The sequence below is a fragment of the Duganella flavida genome, assembly GCF_009857445.1.
Classification (GTDB): domain Bacteria; phylum Pseudomonadota; class Gammaproteobacteria; order Burkholderiales; family Burkholderiaceae_D; genus Rugamonas; species Rugamonas flavida.
In genome coordinates, this window is sequence record NZ_WWCN01000009.1 from 39,954 (window position 1) to 57,592 (window position 17,639).

Here is a 17,639-nt window from a genome sequence, read left to right on the forward strand (position 1 = left end):
CTTTATTAGTTAGTCAGGCACGCGCGGGACGCACGTAATCATCCGGTTGCCAGTAAATCTGCTGGTCGTGTTCGGTCACAGCAATCGGACGCAAGCGGCCGCCGCGGCATGGGCCGCCGGCGCACTGCCCGCTTTCCGGCACGTAAATCGCACCGTGGGTCGAGCACATCAAGTACAGCTTGCTGGATTCGAAGAAGTCGCCTTCATTCCAGTCCAGTTCGATCGGCACGTGGGCGCAGCGGTTCAGGTAGGCATAGGCCGTGCCGCGATGACGCACCACGAAACCGGTGGCATCCTCGCCGCCAGCAGTGAGCGCAAAGCGCACGCCCTTGCCGCCATCCACGATGGCGTCCGAGGCGCAGATCAAAATATCATCCATCAAGCATGCTCGCTCAGCCACTGATGCAGCTCAGCCACGGTCTTGGCCGAGTACAGCGGCTGGCAAGCGTGCAGCTGCTCGACCGGATGGGCGCCGTATTCGACCGCGATACCAGCCGCACCGGCATTGCTGGCCATCAGCAGATCGTGGGTCGTATCGCCGATCATCACGGTACGTCGCATATCCTGGCCCAACTCGCGCGTCAGCTCTTGCAGCATGGCTGGGTGCGGTTTGGAGAAGGTTTCGTCTGCGCAACGCGTAGCGTCAAACAAGGACAATACTTTGACATCATTCATGGCACGGTTCAAGCCAACCCGGCTCTTGCCAGTGGCCACGGCCAGGAAATAGCCGGCCTGCGACAGTTCGTCCAGCATGTCGTGCACGCCGGGGAACAGGCTGACCTCGTGATCGCGCGACAAGAAATGGTAGCGGTAGCGCTCCACCATGCGCGGGTAGAAGGCCGGATCGACGTCCGGCAGCACGGCCTGCATAGCTTCATGCAGGCCGAGGCCGATGACATGGGCGGCACGGTCGTCGCTCGGCACCGGCAATTTCAGGTCGCGCGCGGCAGCCTGGATGCACTTTACGATCGTTGAAGTTGAATCCATCAACGTTCCATCCCAATCGAAGACGATCAGATCAAATTGCTTTCTTGGCATTTGTTTGCGATTAGTTAAGAGGTTTGCCCAAGCTTACCAAGAATCGCTCGCATTCGGCGGCCAATGGCGCGTTCAGCGTCATGTTTTTGCCAGATTCAGGATGAGTAAAGGTAATTTGATGCGCGTGCAGGAACATGCGCTTGAGCGCACCACGGGTGTCGGTTGCTTTTTGCAGCGCCTTGTTCAACGCGAAATCGCCGTATTTGTCGTCACCAACGATGGGGAAGCCCGACGATGACAAGTGTACGCGGATCTGGTGCGTACGACCGGTCTTCAGTTCGGCTTCCAACAAGGCATAGCCTTCGAATTTCTTCAGCAGGCTAAAGATAGTGTGCGACGGCTGGCCGCCCTCGTCGGACACCGTGACGCGGCGCTCGCCGTCAGCGGTGGTGTATTTATGCAGGGCCAGCTTGATGTGCTGGCGCGCATTTTTCCAGTCGCCCGCCACCATGGTCAGGTAGCGCTTGTCAGTCAGGCCGTCGCGCATCTGTTCATGCAGGCTGGTCAGGGCGGAACGTTTCTTGGCCAACAACAGCAGGCCCGAGGTTTCACGGTCGAGGCGGTGCACCAGTTCCAGGAACTTGGCGTCCGGACGCGAGGCGCGCAACTGCTCGATCACACCAAACGACACGCCGGAACCGCCGTGCACGGCCACGCCGGCCGGCTTGTCGATCACCAGCAGGTGGCTGTCTTCAAAAATAATCTTGAATTCGGCCGCTGGAACGTGATTATCCGGCTTTTCCGCCAGGCGGATCGGCGGAATCCGTACTACATCGCCTTGTACCAAGCGGTACAGTTGGTCGATACGACCTTTGTTAACGCGCACTTCACCCGAGCGCAGGATGCGATAGACGTGGCTTTTCGGCACGCCTTTGCAAATGCGCAACAGGTAGTTATCGATCCGTTGACCGGCTTCTTCTTCAGTGATGGTGACGAATTGGGCTTGCAGCGGGGCGGACGTTGAAGCGGGAACAACATCTTTTTGCATCTTCATTTGCTCTGTCTTCCCAGAAATCTCTCTAAGTCCTTCATTTTGAATATATAATCGTTTCGCTGCGGTTCTCACTGCGGCAAGTGTAAGAATAAAAGCACATTTTACACAGGGGCGTCTCCACTGGCCTCGCCAAATTGCAAATTCAGAGGAAAAAATGTATGCGCACCATTCCTGACCGAATCAGGGTTGCACCGTAGTTGTAATCGGATGGCGACAGGAATGCTGAAGAAGAATGATTGGATAGTAAGGATAAAGTCCGGTCAGCCAGATCATAAGTTGGGCTGGCCGGTTGATGAGTAGTTGATAACGCTTGCCGTTTTCGTCAGACCCCATGCTCGCTGCAAGCTCGACCGCTGGCTGATACCGGCCCGGTCATGGAAGTTGCAACACTTGTAGTATAAAAGCTGGTCGAGTCTGGCCATTTAGACGCTGCTCTCCGTCTGTTCTTTTCTGCCGTCCGTTGGGGCCGCATGGAGAACTACAGATGAAGCGAGCACTCGGCATGTCGATTAACCTCATGCGCCCAGTTGTGGCCGCTCTTCGCAGCCACACAGGATGGGCATACCCACCGCAATCACTCCAATTCTCGCGCATATCCCTGTAGCTTGCTGTACCGGACCTAGAAAAACCGGACAGCACACATGGCCCAAGGGTCGCGGAGTTAATAAATGAAACGCATGTTGTTTAATGCTACGCAGCAAGAAGAGCTGCGCGTAGCGATCGTCGATGGTCAGAAACTGATCGATATCGACATCGAAACCGCCGGACGCGAACAGCGCAAGTCCAACATCTACAAAGGCGTGATCACCCGCATCGAACCATCGCTCGAAGCTTGCTTCGTCAGCTATGGTGAAGATCGCCACGGTTTCCTCCCATTCAAAGAAGTAGCACGCACTTACTTCAAAGAAGGCGTCGATGTACGCAATGCTTCCGTCAAGGAAGCGCTGCGCGAAGGCCAGGAAATCATGGTGCAGGTGGAGAAGGAAGAGCGCGGCAACAAAGGCGCCGCCTTGACCTCCTTCGTCTCGCTGGCTGGCCGTTACCTGGTCCTGATGCCAAACAACCCGCGCGGTGGTGGTGTTTCCCGCCGTGTTGAAGGTGAAGAGCGTCAGGAACTGCGCGAAACCATGGACAAACTGGACCTGCCGCCAGGCATGTCGGTGATCGCCCGCACTGCCGGCATCGGCCGCAGCGTGGAAGAACTGCAGTGGGATTTGAACTACCTGATGCAACTGTGGCGCGCAATTGAAGGCGCCGGCAAGTCGGCTTCGGGCGCGTTCCTGATCTACCAGGAATCGTCGCTGGTGATCCGCGCGATTCGCGACTACTTCCAGCCGGATATCGGCGAGATCCTGATCGATACCGACGAGATCTACGAGCAAGCTCATCAGTTCATGAGCCACGTGATGCCCGACATGGTGCACCGTGTAAAACGCTACAGCGACGACGTCCCGCTGTTCTCGCGTTTCCAGATTGAACACCAGATCGAAACCGCCTACTCGCGCACCGTGCCGCTGCCATCGGGCGGCGCCATCGTCATCGACCACACCGAAGCACTGGTGTCGGTTGACGTCAACTCGGCGCGCGCCACCCGCGGTTCCGACATTGAAACCACCGCTTTCCACACCAACTGCGAAGCTGCTGAAGAAGTCGCCCGCCAGCTGCGCCTGCGCGACTTGGGCGGCCTGATCGTGATCGACTTCATCGACATGGAAGTGGCCAAGAACCAGCGCGAAGTGGAACAGCGCCTGAAAGACGCCCTGCACCACGACCGTGCCCGCGTCCAGATGGGCAAGATCTCCCGCTTCGGCCTGATGGAACTGTCGCGCCAGCGTCTGCGTCCGTCGCTGTCGGAAGGTTCGCACGTGACCTGCCCACGCTGCTCGGGCACCGGCCACATCCGTGATACCGAATCGTCGGCCCTGCAAGTCCTGCGCATCATCCAGGAAGAGGCGATGAAGGAAAACTCGGCCACCATCCACGTGCAAGTGCCTGTGGACGTCGCTGCTTTCCTGCTGAATGAAAAGCGTGGCGAAGTGCTGAAGATCGAAACCCGCCACCGCATCACCATCATCCTGGTGCCGAACAAGCACCTGGAAACCCCGCACTACAAGCTGGAGCGTATCAAGCACGACGATCCACGCCTGGAAGACAGCCAAGCCAGCTACACCCTGGCCGAGCACGCCGAAACCGACCTGGCCTACAGCAAGCGCCAGAAGGAAGAAACCAAGCCGCGCCAGGAAGCCATGGTCAAGACCATCACCCCTGAGCAACCAGCACCGCTGGTTGAGCGCAAGCCGACCGAGACCGTTATCAAGCCAGCCCCGGCTCCAGTGCCTGCGCCAGCCGAACAAGGTTTCTTCGCCAAGCTGATCGGTTTCTTCACCGGCAAGCCAGCTGCACCAGCCCTGCCACAGCAGCCGACCATCGTGGTTAAAGCCCCAGCCGGCGGCGATCGCGGTGACCGCAACGCCCGTGGCCCACGTGGCCGCAACCGCAACGCCAAAGGCGGCCGCGGTGAGCGCGAAGAGAAAGAACCAGGCGCAGCCAAGGAAGAAGGTAAAGCAGCGGACGCCAATGGCCGTCCACCACGCCAGCCGCGTCCTCCGCGCGAACCGCGTGAGCCACGCGAGCAGGCAGCAGAAGGCCAGGCACGCGAACGTGCAGAACGTCCTGAGCGCGCCGAGCGTCCGGAACGTGCTGAGCGTGCAGAACGCGGTGAGCGTCCAGAGCGCAAGCCACGCGAACCACGTGCCGACAAAGCACCAGTCGAAGCCAAGGCAGACGAGCTGGCACTGAGCGCAGCCGTACCGTCGACCGGCCCAGTGGTAGACGCCGCAGCCAGCATCCTGAAATCGGCGCCCAACGCCGGTCCTGAGGGTGATGACAACGAAGTGGCAGTGGACGGCGAAGAGCCGCGCCGCCGTCGCCGTCGTGGTGGCCGCAACCGCAATCGCCGTGAACGCGAAGGCGTGGAAGGCCAGGAATTGGCAGAAGGCGCAGAAGGCGAACAAGCTGAACTGAGCTTCTCGCCAGTCGCTGACGTCGCCGAGGCAGCAGCTGCTGCCGCCGTTGCACCAGCAGCGCCAGCAGCAGAAGCGCCAACCGCTCCAGTAGCTGAAGTTGCCGCCCCGGCAGAAGCCGCTCCGCCAGCACCCGCTGCACCGGTCGCCGAGCAAGCCGCACCAGTGGCCGCTCCAGCACCAGCAGTTGAAGCAGCCGCTCCAGTTGTCGAAGCCGCAGCAGCAGCGCCGGTTGAAGTTGCAGCGCCAGTCGTCGCCGCCGTGGAAGCCGCTCCAGCGCCAGCCGCTGTGGTGGAAGCCGCTCCGGTCGTGGAAGCCGTCGCCGCCCCAGTGGCAGCGGAAGCGCCTCTGGCTGCCGAGCCTGTCGTTGCCGCCGCAGTGGAAGCCCCAGCTGCCGTCGAAGCGCCAGCCATGGTCGCCGAAGTAGCCGCATCGGTAGCCGCCGAGCCGGCACCAGCAGCACCGCTGGTTGCCGAGCCGGTTGCCCCAGTTGCCGCTGCACCGGCTCCGGCTCCGGCCCCAGCCCCAGCAGCGCCAGCGCCAGCGCCAGCAGCATCGGCCCCGATCGACCTGCAATCCGTGCTGAACTCGGCCGGCCTGACCCTGGCCGCCACCGACCCAGCCAAACTGCGCGCTGCGCAGGAAGCTGCCGCGCAACTGGTACAGCCAGTGCGCGTGCCACGCGAGCGCAAGCCGCTGCCAGCGCAAGTTGACGAGCCGCTGGTTCAAGTCGACACCCGCCGTTAATCCGCAAGGATAGACAGCAAAAAAGGGAAGCCTAGTGCTTCCCTTTTTTTATCATGCTATCGTAGCTGTCTGAGTCATTAGCAAGTGCATTTCCTAAACAGCAATATGGCAGAAAAAATTATCATGATGACCGAGCAGCGCGGTGCTACTCCGGTCGTCCCCGCAGCGCTCGAAACGCCGACCGGCCTGCTGGCAGACCGCCTGGCCCGGCCGCTGCATGACCTGCGCATCTCCGTCACCGACCGCTGCAACTTCCGCTGCGTGTACTGCATGCCGAAGGCGGTGTTCAACAACGACTACCCTTACCTGCCACATACCTCGCTGCTGTCGTTTGAAGAAATCACCCGCATCGCGCAGGTGTTCGTAGCGCATGGCGTGGAGAAAATCCGCCTCACCGGCGGCGAGCCGCTGCTGCGCAAAAATCTCGAACGGCTGATCGGCATGCTGGCGGAATTGAAAACCACCAGCGGCAAACCACTGGACCTGACGCTGACCACCAACGCCTCGCTGCTGGCCCGCAAAGCGCAATCGCTGAAAGACGCAGGCCTGCAGCGCGTCACCGTGTCGCTGGATGCGCTGGACAACACCACCTTCCAGCGCATGAACGACGTCGATTTCGCAGTGGACGATGTGCTGAAAGGGATAGACGCCGCCCACCAGGCCGGCCTGGGGCCGATCAAGATCAACATGGTGGTCAAAGGCGGCATGAACGATCACGAGATCCTGCCGATGGCACGCCACTTCCGTGGCAGTCCGTACATCCTGCGCTTTATCGAGTACATGGACGTCGGCGCATCCAACGGCTGGAAGATGGATGAAGTGGTGCCGTCGTCGGAAGTGGTACGCCGCATCAGCGCCGAGATGCCGCTGGAGCCGGTGGCCGCCAACTACAGCGGCGAGACCGCAGCGCGCTGGCGCTACGCCGACGGCGGCGGCGAAATCGGCTTGATCTCAAGTGTATCCCACGCATTCTGTGCCGACTGTACTCGCGCGCGGTTGTCGACTGAGGGGAAACTGTACACCTGTCTGTTTGCCACCAGCGGCCATGACCTGCGCGCGCTGCTGCGCGAAGGCCGCAGCGACGCAGAAATCAGCACCGCGCTGGCGCACCTGTGGCGCGCGCGCGAAGACCGCTATTCGGAACTGCGCACCAGCCAGACCGAGGTTCTAAAGCTGGAGCGCAGCGCGAATAAAGTGGAAATGTCTTACATCGGGGGATAGTTTTGTCTTTGAAGAGCAAGGTCACCGGGTTGATCCTGGCGGGTGGACGTGGCACGCGTATGGGCCGCGTGGACAAAGGCTTGCAGCCGTTTCGCGGCGCGACGCTGGCGGCGCACGTGCTGGCGCGTCTGTCGCCGCAAGTGGCCACGGTGGCGATTAACGCCAACCGCAACCTGCCGCAGTATCAAGCGCTGGCGGGCGAGTCGCCAGTGCTGCCGGATTATCTCGATGGTTTTGCCGGGCCATTGGCCGGGCTGCAAATCGGCTTGCAATTTTGTCCTACCGAGTTGCTACTCACGGCGCCGTGTGATTCACCATTCTTCCCCACCGACCTGACCGAGCGCCTGCATGACGCCATGCTGGCGCAAGACGCCGATATGGCGATGGCGGTAACGATGGAGCATGACCCCGAGCAACCGGAAGCAGCGCCATACCGCCAATCGCACCCCGTATTCGCGCTGCTGAAAGCCAGCGTGCTGCCGCAGTTGGACGCCTATCTCGATACCGGTGCGCGCCGCATGGAAGGCTTCTTCAATACGCTGAAAGTAGCCGAGGTGCTGTTCGAGGACAGCGCGGCGTTCAGCAACATCAACACGCTGGAAGAGCTGCACCACCACGAGCGCCGCGCGCCTGCGGCACCCGTCGCGTCGGGCCCAGGGCCGCGCGATGGCGATCCTCCACCGATGCCGGTGGCTGATGCGCAGCGCCTGATCTGCGAACGCATCGCGCCAGTGGACGCCATCGAAACGCTGCCCCTGCTGGCCGCCCTGGACCGCGTGCTGGCTGCCGACATCATCTCGCCAATCAACGTCCCCGCCTACGACAACTCGGCGATGGACGGCTACGCCCTGCGCGGCGCCGACCTGCCGACCGACGGCGCGATAAAATTCAACGTCATCGGCATCGCCTACGCCGGCCATCCGTTCACGCAAGCGCTGCAAGCCAACGAGTGCGTGCGCATCATGACCGGTGCACCGATTCCGCCAGGCTGCGACACCGTACTGCCGCAGGAACTAGCGGACGCCATTGAAGGTGACAACGTCACCATCGCCGCCAACACCATCCGCGCCGGCGCCAACCTGCGCCGCGCTGGCGAAGACTTGAAAGCCGGCGGCATCGCCATCGCCACCGGCAAGCTGCTGCGCCCCGCCGATCTTGGCCTCGTGGCCTCGCTGGGCATCGGCCAAGTCAGCGTAAAGCGCAAACTCAAAGTCGCCTTCTTCTCCACCGGCGACGAACTGCGCTCGCTGGGCGACAAGCTCGATGAAGGCTGCGTCTACGACAGCAACCGCTACACCCTGTTCGGCATGCTGACGCGCCTCGGCTGCGAAGTAATCGACATGGGCGTGGTGAAAGACGACTCGCAAGCACTGGAAGCCGCACTGCGCGAAGCAGCAAGCAAGGCCGACGCCATCATCACCTCCGGCGGCGTCTCCGAAGGCGCAGCCGACTACACGCGCGACATCATGGCCTCAATCGGTGACGTCGCATTCTGGAAGCTGGCCATGCGTCCCGGCCGCCCGCTGGCCTTTGGCCGGGTGCAGAGTGGTGAGGACAGCGCCTGGCTATTCGGCCTGCCCGGCAATCCGGTCGCCGTGATGGTGTCGTTCTACATGTTCGCCCGCCCCGCCCTGCTGCGCATGATGGGCGCCGAAAGCAAACTGCAAACCGTGCAAGCGCGCGCCGTCGAAGCAATCCGCAAACGCCCCGGCCGCACCGAATACCAGCGCGGCATTCTCAGCACCGGCAGCGACGGCGCGCCGCAAGTACGCCTGACCGGCGCGCAAGGCTCGGGCATCCTCAGCTCCATGAGCGAGGCCAATTGCATCGTCGTGCTGCACCACGACCAGGCCAACGTCGCCGCTGGCCAGACAGTCGACGTACTGCTGTTTGATGGATTGATCTAGCCACCATGCGCCTCCAGGTCAGCAAGCTGCAATCGCCACTGGCTGGTCCTTATTCATTTGCGCTGGAGGCAGGCCGGTGCCTCACCATCTCCGGGCCATCCGGCGCGGGCAAGAGCCTGTTGCTGCGCATGCTGTGCGACCTCGATCCGAACACCGGCGAGATCCTGCTGGACGGTGCCCCACGCTCCGGCATGAGCGCACCCGAATGGCGCGCACAAGTGGTCTATCAGCCTGCCGAACCAGCATGGTGGCTGCCCACTGCCGGTGCGCATTTCAAACCACACCAGATACAGCGGGTGCACGAACTGCTGCCGCAGCTAAAGCTCACACCAACGCTGCTCGAACATGAAGTCAGCCGTCTCTCCACCGGCGAGCGCCAGCGCATGGCGCTGATACGCTCACTGGCCTGCAATCCCAAGGTACTGCTGCTCGACGAGCCCACCGCCGCACTGGATCCTGAATCAGTCAGTGCCACGGAAGCGCTGCTGCGCCGCGAAATCGATGCCGACATGTCGCTCATCCTCGTCACGCATTCGACCGCACAAGCGCAGACGCTCGGCCAACGCCACATGACTATGCGCGACCGCGCCCTGCACGAGGGCACGCCATGAATGCCGCCATCCAACCGAGTGCGCTCGATCTGGCCCTGACCTCATCGCTGGTGGTGCTGAACGCCGGCATCTCGGCCTATCTCGGCTTGCGCATGCAGCGCATGATGCTGTGGTCTGCCGCGCGCATGGTAGTGCAGCTGCTGCTGGTGGGTCTGGTGCTGCGCTGGGTATTCGCACTGGCGTCCCCCGCCGCCACCCTGGCGGTGGCGCTGCTGATGATCGTCGCCGCTGCGCGCGAGGTGGCCACGCGGCCCGCGCATGGATTGCGCGGTTGGCCTGGGGTGTGGCTGGCCACGGCCAGTGTAGGCTTGTCGAGCATCGCCACCGTGGTGCTAGCGCTGCTGACGGTATTGCAGCCGACGCCGTGGTACGAGCCGCAATACGTCGTGCCGCTGATCGGCATCGTACTGGGAAATGTGCTGAACGCCGCCAGCCTGGGACTGGACACCTTCTACGGCGGAGTGGTCAACGCCCGCGCCGCCATTGAAGCGCAGCTGGTGCTGGGCGCCACGCGTCACGAAGCACTGGCGCCGCTGATCCGCGACTCAGTGCGCAAAGGCCTGATCCCCATCATCAACCAGATGTCGGCCGCCGGCATCATCACCCTGCCCGGCATCATGACCGGCCAAATCCTGGCCGGCATGGACCCGATGGACGCGGTGCGCTACCAGATCCTGCTGATGTTCCTGCTGGCCGGCGGCAGCGGCATCTCAGTCACGCTGGCGGTCTACCTGGCCGCGCGCAGCATCACGGACGAGCGCCACCGCCTGCGGCTGGAGCGTTTGTCGAAGCGCTGAAGGCCACCAGCAGCATGCCGCACGCCAGCGCGGCAAAGGCCCATTGCAGTCCCACCGCATGCGCCACAAAACCGATCAAGCCCGGACCGGCGAGGATGCCGCCATAGCCGATGGTCGAAATGGCGCTGACCGCAAGACCAGCCGGCATGTCGTTCTGGTTACCGGCTGCCGTGAACAGCACCGGCACAATATTCGATGCACCGCAGCCGATCAGCACAAAACCCGCCAGCGCCAGCCACGCCGACGGCGCCAGCACCACGATCAGGAAACCCACCGCCGCAGCCAGGCCGCCTAGCAGCAGGATACGGCGACCACCCCAGCGCTGCACGATCTTGTCGCCATTCAGGCGGCCAAGCGTCATCGCCACGGCAAACGCCGCGTAGCCAAGGCCGCCCTGCGCGCTGCTCATGCCGTTGTTAGTCAACATCACCGCGCTCCAGTCGAGCACCGCGCCTTCAGCCAGGAATACGAACATGCACAACACGCCGATCAGCACCACCGCGCCACGCGGCACCACCAGCAAGGGTGCATCACGATCCGCCGCCGGTGCTTCGCGTAGCAGGTTCGGACCAGCGGCCAGCATCACCAGCGCCACTGCAATCGCTATCACTACAGATGCAGCGGCGATGCTCACGTCCTGCCACAGCATCAAACTCATACTGCCTGCGCCGACAATGCCGCCCACGCTGAACATGCCGTGGAAGCCCGACATCAGCGCGCCGCCGTAGTCCTTCTCGACCAGCACCGCCTGTACATTCATCGACACATCCAGCGTGCCGAGCGTGGCGCCGAACAGGAACAAACTCAATGCTAGCAAGGGCGCGCTCGGTGCGATCGCAAGAAACGGGAACACTGCGCAGCAGCCTAGCCCGGACAACAGCATTACCGGACGGCAGCCGAAGCGCGCCGCCAGCAGGCCGGTGACCGGCATCGCCAGCAAAGAGCCGATGCCAAGGCACAGCAGCAGCAAGCCCAGTTGCGCCGCCTCGACGCCGGTGCGCGCTTGCGCAAAAGGCACCAGCGGCGCCCATGCCGACATGGCCATGCCGGCGGCGAGAAAAGCCAGGCGCGTGGAGACGCGTTGTTTCAATCCGTAGTTGTTCATGATGTTCAAGCCTCCGCGCGCAGCAAGCGAGTGCCAGCCAAGGCATAGGCCTTGGCGACATCCTCGGTGGTTCCGGCTTCGACGATCAAGTGGGTTAATTGAGGAATCGCCAGCACGCGGTAAGACGCCACCGCGCCGATCTTGCTGGCGGTGGCGACGACTGCGGTGGCTTTGCTTTGTGCGGACAGCCGGCGTTTGAATTCGGCTTCTTCAAAGTCGATGGCCGTTACGCCTGCGTGCAAGTCGACGCCGCAGGCGCCGATGAAATACAGGTCGGGATGCATCAGCTCCAGTTCACGCAGCGCAGTCGCGCCCACGCTGCCGCCGAGGCTTTGCTTGATGCGGCCACCAATCATCACCAGATCGATATGCGGTTTGTCGAGCAGGCGCGCGGCGATTGACGGCGCATTGGTCAGCACCGTCAACGGCACTTGCGGCAGCGCTTCGGCGATGGCGAGGTTGCTGGAACCGGCATCGAGGAAGATGGTGCCGCCAAGTGGAATCAGCGTTGCCGCTGCCGCAGCGAGGCGCGACTTGTCGTCCTGCTGGCGCTCCATGCGCTGCACCAGCGTGCCGCTCTCCGGTGCGGACGGCATGCGCACCGCGCCGCCGTAGACCTTCTGGCATAAGCCGGCAGCGGCCATGTCACGCAGGTCGCGACGAATCGTGTCTTCGGTAACGTTCAGTTCGCGCGCCAGCAATGCGGCCAGCACGCGCCCGTCCTGGTTGAGTTGCTGAAGAATTAATGCATGCCGCTCGGGCAGCAGGAGGCTTTCTCGTTTCATGGACGAGATTGTACACAACTACGCACAAACATGCATAAACGTGGATAAGCGTGGATCAATCAGCTTCCGGTTCAGTCCCGATCAGCAATTGCGCCTGCTCGCTTGGCAGGGCCTCCACGGTTTTCAGCTTGCGCGCCATCTGGCGGCTGCGGGTTTCGGCCGATTCGATGTTCTTGGCGGCGCGCTCCAATGTGAGCTTGGTTGCGGCCAGCACGTCGCCGAACTTGGCAAACTCGGTCTTCACCGCGCCCAGCACCTGCCACACTTCCGACGAACGCTTTTCCAGCGCCAGCGTGCGGAAGCCCATTTGCAGACTGTTGAGCAGCGCCGTCAGCGTCGATGGACCGGCGATGCTGATGCGGTTCACGCGCTGCAGCTCATCGGCCAGGCCAGGACGGCGCATCACTTCCGCGTACAAGCCTTCGGTCGGCAGGAACAGGATTGCAAAGTCAGTGGTGTGCGGAGGCGAGACGTACTTCTCGGAGATGGTCTTGGCCTCGGTGCGTACCGCGCGTTCCAGCTCGCGGCCAGCCTGCGCCACGCCTTCCGCATCGGCATTGTCGGCCGCCTCCAGCAAGCGTTCGTACTGCTCTTTCGGGAACTTGGCGTCGATCGGCATCCACACCGGCGCGCCACCTTCCGTCTGGCCCGGCAGCTTGAGCGCGAACTCCACGCGCGCACCAGTGCCGACGATGGTCTCGACATTCTTCGCATACTGGTCGGGAGTGAGCACCTGCTCCAGCAGCATTTCCAGCTGTACCTCGCCCCACGTGCCACGCGTCTTCACGTTGGTCAGCACGCGCTTCAAATCGCCGACGCCCAGCGCCAGCTGCTGCATCTCGCCGAGGCCTTGATGCACGCGCTCCAAACGCTCGGACACTTGCTGGAACGAGGCGTTCAAGCGCGTCTCCAGCGTGGCGTGCAGTTTTTCGTCCACCGTCTTGCGCATCTCTTCAAGGCGCGTACCGTTGTCGGTTTGCAGATCCTTGATCTTGGTCTCCAGTGTCACACGCACTTCCAGCATGCGCTGGTTCATGGTGTCGGCGAACAGCTTGAGATTGCGGGTCTGCTCATGACGGCTGCTCACGCCCTGCTCTTCCAGCTGGCGGCGCATCGCTTCGAACTGCTGGACGTTGGCGGCGTTGCTGGTCTGCGCGGTGGTTTGCAGCTGCATGCGTACCTCGCGCTCAACACGCTCGATGCGTTCAGCGAGATCGCCTGCCGCGCCGCCTTTCGCACGCAGCAGCGCCAGTACTTGCAACACGATGACGGCCGCCAGTACGGCCAGCAAGACGAAAAACTCGATAGAGGTCATGGAATCAATCCGGCTTGTTGCGCATCCAGTCTGCGGTTTGGAAGAAAGAGTTCATCAAGCGCACGCGCAGCTCCGTCTCAATGCCGGTATCTTCCATCGCCCACGCCATGCAGCGCAGCCACTGGTCGCGCTCCTGCGTGCCGATGGCGAACGGCATGTGCCGCATGCGCAAGCGTGGATGGCCGTGCGCTTCCTGGTACAGATCCGGTCCGCCCATCCAGCCACTGAGGAACATGAACAGGCGCTGGTTGGCGTTTTCCAGCGAGGGGCCGTGCACAGAGCGCAGCAATTGGAACTCCGGTTCAAGTTCCATCAGATCATAAAAGCGGTCGACCATCGCGCGGATGGTCGCTTCGCCGCCGATTACTTCGTAGAGGGTGCGGGATTCTTCAGTCATACCCGCCATGATAGCTTATACCAGCGCCAGCTTGCGCAAGCGCCGCGTGGACGACCAGTTCTCCAGATCGACCTGCCCACGGATCTCATCGCAAGCCTGGACGATGCGCGCCAGCTCGGCGCGGCCGATGCCGGAGTTGAGCGTCAGCCGCACCAGCGAACGGTTCTTCGGCGTGGCCGGCGCGCAGAACATGGCGCCGTACACGCCTTGCCGTTCCAGTAGCTTGCGCAACTCCAGCGTCTTCGGCTCCGGCCCCGGTTCCAGGGCGATAATTTGCTCGCTGCCGTCGCTGACGTTGTAGCCCAAGGCGCTTAACTCTTCACGCAGTTCACGCGCGTGCGCGTGCAGCGCAGCGCGGCGATCATCGGCAGCGGCGATGAAATCGATGGCCGCATCAAACCACGCCAGCTCATGCCCCAACAGGCAAGAGCTGAAAATCGCCGGGCGCGACTCGGACAGGAAGTAGCCCTTGAACTGGCTGGAACACGTGATAAAGCCAGCCCGCCCGGCAAACGCCTTGGCCAGCGACGCCGTACGGAAGTGCACCCGCTCACTCAATCCCGCCGCCGCTACCAAGCCCGCCCCACGCGGCCCATGTGTCCCCAGCGAGTGGGACTCATCGACCAGCAGCATGCAGCCGCTGCGCTCCGCCAGCTCCACCAGCTCCGTCAACGGCGCCAGGTTGCCGTTGGTGCTGTACAGCGCATCCACCACAATCAGGCCACGCCCATGGCGCTGCAGCTGCTTCTGCAAATGCGCCATGTCGTTGTGCATGAAGGACACCGGCAGCGCGCCAGCCGACTGCACGCCTTCCCACAGCGAGGCATGCGCCTGCATATCGAGATAGACCGGGATGCCTGGCCCGGCCAGCGTCTGCACCAGTCCCACATTCGCCGCCCAGCCGGATTGCGTGAGGATGCCGTCCTCCGCGCCCATGAAGCGGGCCAGCTTGCGTTCCAGCCGGTGCTGCGCGCTGCCCTCCTGCAGGTAGACGGCCGACATCAGCAATTCGCCCGCGCTGTGCTGCAAGGCCGCGATCTGCGCGCCCACCAGCGCCGGTTCGCCGGCCAGGCACAGGTAGTCGTTCCCGGCCAAAAACACCGCGCTGGCCGGCGTCGGCTGCCAAGCGTGCGGATGCTCGCCGCCCAGCAGCTCTTGAATGCGGGTGATGTAATGCAGGTCCATGCGCCGGGTAACAAAATCCGGTAGTACTGCAGGAACGTGATGATGGGCGATTGCATAGCTCATGGCGCTACTCCTGTTGGGATTTGGACTAAAAGATTGTTTTTTATGTACCGCAAGCGCCACCATGCGGCGAAAAAAACCCACAGAGATTGATGCGCATCAATGTCCGTTTTGATATTGCAGAATGCGTTGCAAATAAAGGCGATGATGACGGCTTGATAAAAATCAAAAGCCACCATGAGGCCTCCCCTGCTTGAACGCTGGAAACGCCGGCAGAACGGACTGCTGCAGTCCCTGCTGCTGTACCACGGCCGCGAAGACCACGCGACCGTACGGGTCCTGCTATTGGCCGGGATCGGCACGGTGGGCATGCCGCTGTACTACGTGATCTGGCAGGACTTCTTCCCGCAGGAGTACGAATCGCTGCCGCTGCGCATGCTGGGCATCCTGCTATGCGCGATCGGGCTGTTCGCGCGCCAGTTCACACGGCAAATGCTGAACCTCTACCTGCTGGTAGCGCTCAGCTACATCTTCCCGTTCTTCTTCACGTTCATGTTTGTGATGAACCACGGCTCCGGCGTGTGGGGCGAATCGCTGCTGATCGGGCTAGTGGTGCTATTCCATTTCGATACCGCACTGGCGTTGCGCGCCTACGCCATCGGCACTGTGCTGGCTTGCACAGCGGCGGCGGCGCTGGGCGCGGGCCAAGAGCTGCTCAGTCAAGCAGTGCTGCAGCAACTGCCTATCCACTGGTTCACCATCGCCGTGCTGTCGGTGGCCAAGATCAGCCGCCACGTGCTGGCACAGGAAAAGCTGGCCGGCATGGGCGCCGGGCTGGCCACGGTGGCGCACGAGCTGCGTACACCGCTCACCAGCGTGGATGCCAATGTGCGCGGCCTGCTGCGCATGATGGTAGAGGTACAGGTGCACAACAAGGACGACCGTCTCACCATCATCGACGCACTGGCGCGCATCCAGTTCGAAGTGCGCCACATGAACCACATGATCGACCTGTTTTTATTGAGCGCCACAGCCGTGCGGCAAAACCTGCATCCGGTGGAGACGGTGTCCATGGAGAGCGTGGTGGAGGCGGTGCTCAAGCGCTACCCGTTCTCCAGCCAGAAACAGCAGAAGATGGTGCGGCTGGAGCTGCGCCACAATTTCCAGTTTCCCGGCCAGAGCGAGCTGGCAGTGGTGGTACTACTTAACCTGATGCGCAACGCCCTGCGCGCCGTGCAGCGCGCCGGCAAAGGGCGCGTGCGCATCGTGGTCGACGGCAGCCACGCGCCGCCACGCCTGCTGTTCATCGACACTGGCTGCGGCATCGCGGCGTCGCACATGTCGCTGATCTTCCGCCGTTTTTATTCGCACCCGCCGCACAATGGCGCCGGCATCGGGCTGGCGCTGTGCCAGGAGATCATGGATGCCTGGGGTGCGCGCATACGTTGCGTATCGCGCGAGAGCGCCTACGCTATCTTCGTCCTGGAATTCCCCGCGAGGTGAATCATGTATCTGCCCGTTTATGCCCATCCCACCACCACCGTGCTGGTCGACGACAGCGATTCGTTCTTGCGCAGTCTGTCGTTCCAGCTCGATCCCATGATGGCGAATAAAACCTTCCATGACACCACCGAAGCGCTGCACTGGCTACGTAACAGTGCACCCGATAGCGGCGTGCCGCTACACGTCAACTTCGACATGCAAAACCTGCCGGCCGACCAGTGCAACGTGGCCTTGGACCTGGAGCGCATCTACCGCATCGCCGAACAGAAACAGCGCTTTGCCACGCCGTCGGTGCTGGTGGTGGATTACTCGATGCCACAGATGAACGGACTGGAATTCTGCGCCGCAGTGGCGCACCTACCCTGCAAGAAGATTTTGTTCACCGGCGCGGCCGACGAAAAAATTGCGGTCAGCGCCTTCAACCGCGGCCTGATCGACCGCTACATCAAGAAGAGTGACGACCACGCGCTGGACCTGCTGGAGATGGAAGTGGCGGCGCTACAGGACAGCTATTTCGACGGCCTGTCCGACACAGTGCGCGACATGGTGACACAGCACGATTACCGCTTCCTGTGTGATCCGGCACTGGCCGAAGTGGTGCGGGAAATCAAGCGCACGATGGGTTTCATCGAACACTATATCTTCCCGAATCCAACCGGCATCCTGTTCCTCGACCAGCATGGCAAGGCCACGCTGATGGTGATCGAGACTGAGCAAAGCATGTATGCCCAGTACGAGATCGCGCGCGACAGCGACGCACCGCGTTCACTGCTGCATGCGCTACTGGAGCGGCGGGTGCTGGCCTTTTTTAGCGATCCGTTCGGCGACGGCATGTACAACAGCAGCATGGCAGAGAACTGGCATCGCTACTGCGCCGCGCCGCGCATCTGCGAGGGCAAGGAGACTTACTACTGGGCGCTGTTCGACCTGCCGGCGCACTACTTCGACAAGCGTCCACACACTTACGCGCAGTTCTTGCAGGAGCTGCAGCCGGAGATCATTGCAGCCTAG

The 17,639-nt window shown here is 62.3% G+C and carries 16 protein-coding genes; 7 read left to right on the top strand and 9 right to left on the bottom strand.

The window, feature by feature from the left end:
- Positions 1–13: 13 nt before the first annotated feature.
- Genes GTP46_RS15200 through GTP46_RS15210 form a run of 3 tightly spaced genes read right to left on the bottom strand, consistent with a single transcriptional unit; the run spans position 14 to position 2,032 of the window.
- The gene (locus GTP46_RS15200; protein WP_161007487.1) at positions 14–379 is read right to left on the bottom strand and encodes a Rieske (2Fe-2S) protein; all 366 of its coding nucleotides are present in this window, start codon (positions 377–379) and stop codon (positions 14–16) included.
- Positions 379–1,038: an HAD-IIIA family hydrolase gene (locus GTP46_RS15205; RefSeq protein ID WP_161007488.1), complete on the bottom strand. Its 660-nt coding sequence runs from the start codon at positions 1,036–1,038 to the stop codon at positions 379–381. Before GTP46_RS15205 ends, GTP46_RS15200 begins: the two co-directional genes overlap by 1 nt.
- 10 nt (positions 1,039–1,048) lie before the next feature.
- A complete protein-coding gene (locus GTP46_RS15210; RefSeq protein WP_161007489.1) occupies positions 1,049–2,032 on the bottom strand; it encodes an RluA family pseudouridine synthase in 984 nt (327 codons plus the stop codon).
- A gap of 668 nt (positions 2,033–2,700) precedes the next feature.
- Here GTP46_RS15210 and GTP46_RS15215 point away from each other — a divergent pair.
- The 5 genes from GTP46_RS15215 (at position 2,701) to GTP46_RS15235 (ending at position 10,338) form a co-directional block, all read left to right on the top strand.
- On the top strand, positions 2,701–5,802 hold the full coding sequence (locus GTP46_RS15215) for an Rne/Rng family ribonuclease (protein WP_161007490.1): 3,102 nt from the start codon (positions 2,701–2,703) through the stop codon (positions 5,800–5,802).
- 105 nt (positions 5,803–5,907) lie between these two features.
- Entirely contained in the window at positions 5,908–7,023 is a 1,116-nt protein-coding gene (moaA, locus tag GTP46_RS15220) for a GTP 3',8-cyclase MoaA (protein ID WP_161007491.1), read from the top strand.
- Positions 7,024–7,025: 2 nt separating this feature from the next.
- Positions 7,026–8,930: a molybdopterin molybdotransferase MoeA gene (gene moeA, locus GTP46_RS15225; RefSeq protein WP_161007492.1), complete on the top strand. Its 1,905-nt coding sequence runs from the start codon at positions 7,026–7,028 to the stop codon at positions 8,928–8,930.
- Positions 8,931–8,935: 5 nt separating this feature from the next.
- A complete protein-coding gene (locus tag GTP46_RS15230; RefSeq protein WP_161007493.1) occupies positions 8,936–9,541 on the top strand; it encodes an ABC transporter ATP-binding protein in 606 nt (201 codons plus the stop codon).
- Positions 9,538–10,338, top strand: coding sequence for an ABC transporter permease (locus tag GTP46_RS15235; protein ID WP_161007494.1), 801 nt, complete (start codon positions 9,538–9,540; stop codon positions 10,336–10,338). The genes GTP46_RS15230 and GTP46_RS15235 overlap by 4 nt, the downstream gene beginning before the upstream one ends.
- On the opposite strand, the gene GTP46_RS15240 is transcribed toward GTP46_RS15235, so the two are convergent.
- Genes GTP46_RS15240 through GTP46_RS15265 form a run of 6 tightly spaced genes read right to left on the bottom strand, consistent with a single transcriptional unit; the run spans position 10,289 to position 15,364 of the window.
- The gene (locus GTP46_RS15240) at positions 10,289–11,443 is read right to left on the bottom strand and encodes an MFS transporter (protein ID WP_161007495.1); all 1,155 of its coding nucleotides are present in this window, start codon (positions 11,441–11,443) and stop codon (positions 10,289–10,291) included. The two genes, GTP46_RS15235 and GTP46_RS15240, sit on opposite strands and share 50 nt — an antisense overlap.
- 5 nt (positions 11,444–11,448) lie before the next feature.
- Positions 11,449–12,228: a DeoR/GlpR family DNA-binding transcription regulator gene (locus GTP46_RS15245; RefSeq protein ID WP_161007496.1), complete on the bottom strand. Its 780-nt coding sequence runs from the start codon at positions 12,226–12,228 to the stop codon at positions 11,449–11,451.
- Between the two features lie 55 nt (positions 12,229–12,283).
- Positions 12,284–13,543, bottom strand: a complete 1,260-nt coding sequence (locus GTP46_RS15250; protein WP_161007497.1) for a DNA recombination protein RmuC — start codon at positions 13,541–13,543, stop codon at positions 12,284–12,286.
- Positions 13,544–13,547: 4 nt separating this feature from the next.
- Positions 13,548–13,940 (bottom strand): group II truncated hemoglobin, encoded by a 393-nt coding sequence (locus GTP46_RS15255; protein WP_161007498.1) that lies wholly within the window; start codon positions 13,938–13,940, stop codon positions 13,548–13,550.
- Between the two features lie 15 nt (positions 13,941–13,955).
- On the bottom strand, positions 13,956–15,188 hold the full coding sequence (cqsA, locus tag GTP46_RS15260; RefSeq protein ID WP_161007499.1) for an alpha-hydroxyketone-type quorum-sensing autoinducer synthase: 1,233 nt from the start codon (positions 15,186–15,188) through the stop codon (positions 13,956–13,958).
- Positions 15,185–15,364, bottom strand: a complete 180-nt coding sequence (locus GTP46_RS15265; RefSeq protein WP_161007500.1) for a hypothetical protein — start codon at positions 15,362–15,364, stop codon at positions 15,185–15,187. The genes cqsA and GTP46_RS15265 overlap by 4 nt, the downstream gene beginning before the upstream one ends.
- Here GTP46_RS15265 and GTP46_RS15270 point away from each other — a divergent pair.
- Both GTP46_RS15270 and GTP46_RS15275 read left to right on the top strand, forming a co-directional pair.
- Entirely contained in the window at positions 15,363–16,628 is a 1,266-nt protein-coding gene (locus GTP46_RS15270; RefSeq protein WP_161007501.1) for a sensor histidine kinase, read from the top strand. The two genes, GTP46_RS15265 and GTP46_RS15270, sit on opposite strands and share 2 nt — an antisense overlap.
- A 3-nt stretch (positions 16,629–16,631) precedes the next feature.
- On the top strand, positions 16,632–17,639 hold the full coding sequence (locus GTP46_RS15275; protein ID WP_161007502.1) for a response regulator: 1,008 nt from the start codon (positions 16,632–16,634) through the stop codon (positions 17,637–17,639).

Bases quoted from the DNA above. Each gene is read 5' to 3' on its own strand.
- GTP46_RS15200 (WP_161007487.1), bottom strand. From the start codon at position 379: ATGGATGATATTTTGATCTGCGCCTCGGACGCCATCGTGGATGGCGGC.
- GTP46_RS15205 (WP_161007488.1), bottom strand. From the start codon at position 1,038: ATGCCAAGAAAGCAATTTGATCTGATCGTCTTCGATTGGGATGGAACG.
- GTP46_RS15210 (WP_161007489.1), bottom strand. From the start codon at position 2,032: ATGAAGATGCAAAAAGATGTTGTTCCCGCTTCAACGTCCGCCCCGCTG.
- GTP46_RS15215 (WP_161007490.1), top strand. From the start codon at position 2,701: ATGAAACGCATGTTGTTTAATGCTACGCAGCAAGAAGAGCTGCGCGTA.
- moaA (WP_161007491.1), top strand. From the start codon at position 5,908: ATGGCAGAAAAAATTATCATGATGACCGAGCAGCGCGGTGCTACTCCG.
- GTP46_RS15230 (WP_161007493.1), top strand. From the start codon at position 8,936: ATGCGCCTCCAGGTCAGCAAGCTGCAATCGCCACTGGCTGGTCCTTAT.
- GTP46_RS15235 (WP_161007494.1), top strand. From the start codon at position 9,538: ATGAATGCCGCCATCCAACCGAGTGCGCTCGATCTGGCCCTGACCTCA.
- GTP46_RS15240 (WP_161007495.1), bottom strand. From the start codon at position 11,443: ATGAACAACTACGGATTGAAACAACGCGTCTCCACGCGCCTGGCTTTT.
- GTP46_RS15245 (WP_161007496.1), bottom strand. From the start codon at position 12,228: ATGAAACGAGAAAGCCTCCTGCTGCCCGAGCGGCATGCATTAATTCTT.
- GTP46_RS15250 (WP_161007497.1), bottom strand. From the start codon at position 13,543: ATGACCTCTATCGAGTTTTTCGTCTTGCTGGCCGTACTGGCGGCCGTC.
- GTP46_RS15255 (WP_161007498.1), bottom strand. From the start codon at position 13,940: ATGACTGAAGAATCCCGCACCCTCTACGAAGTAATCGGCGGCGAAGCG.
- cqsA (WP_161007499.1), bottom strand. From the start codon at position 15,188: ATGAGCTATGCAATCGCCCATCATCACGTTCCTGCAGTACTACCGGAT.
- GTP46_RS15270 (WP_161007501.1), top strand. From the start codon at position 15,363: ATGAGGCCTCCCCTGCTTGAACGCTGGAAACGCCGGCAGAACGGACTG.
- GTP46_RS15265 (WP_161007500.1), bottom strand. From the start codon at position 15,364: ATGGTGGCTTTTGATTTTTATCAAGCCGTCATCATCGCCTTTATTTGC.
- GTP46_RS15275 (WP_161007502.1), top strand. From the start codon at position 16,632: ATGTATCTGCCCGTTTATGCCCATCCCACCACCACCGTGCTGGTCGAC.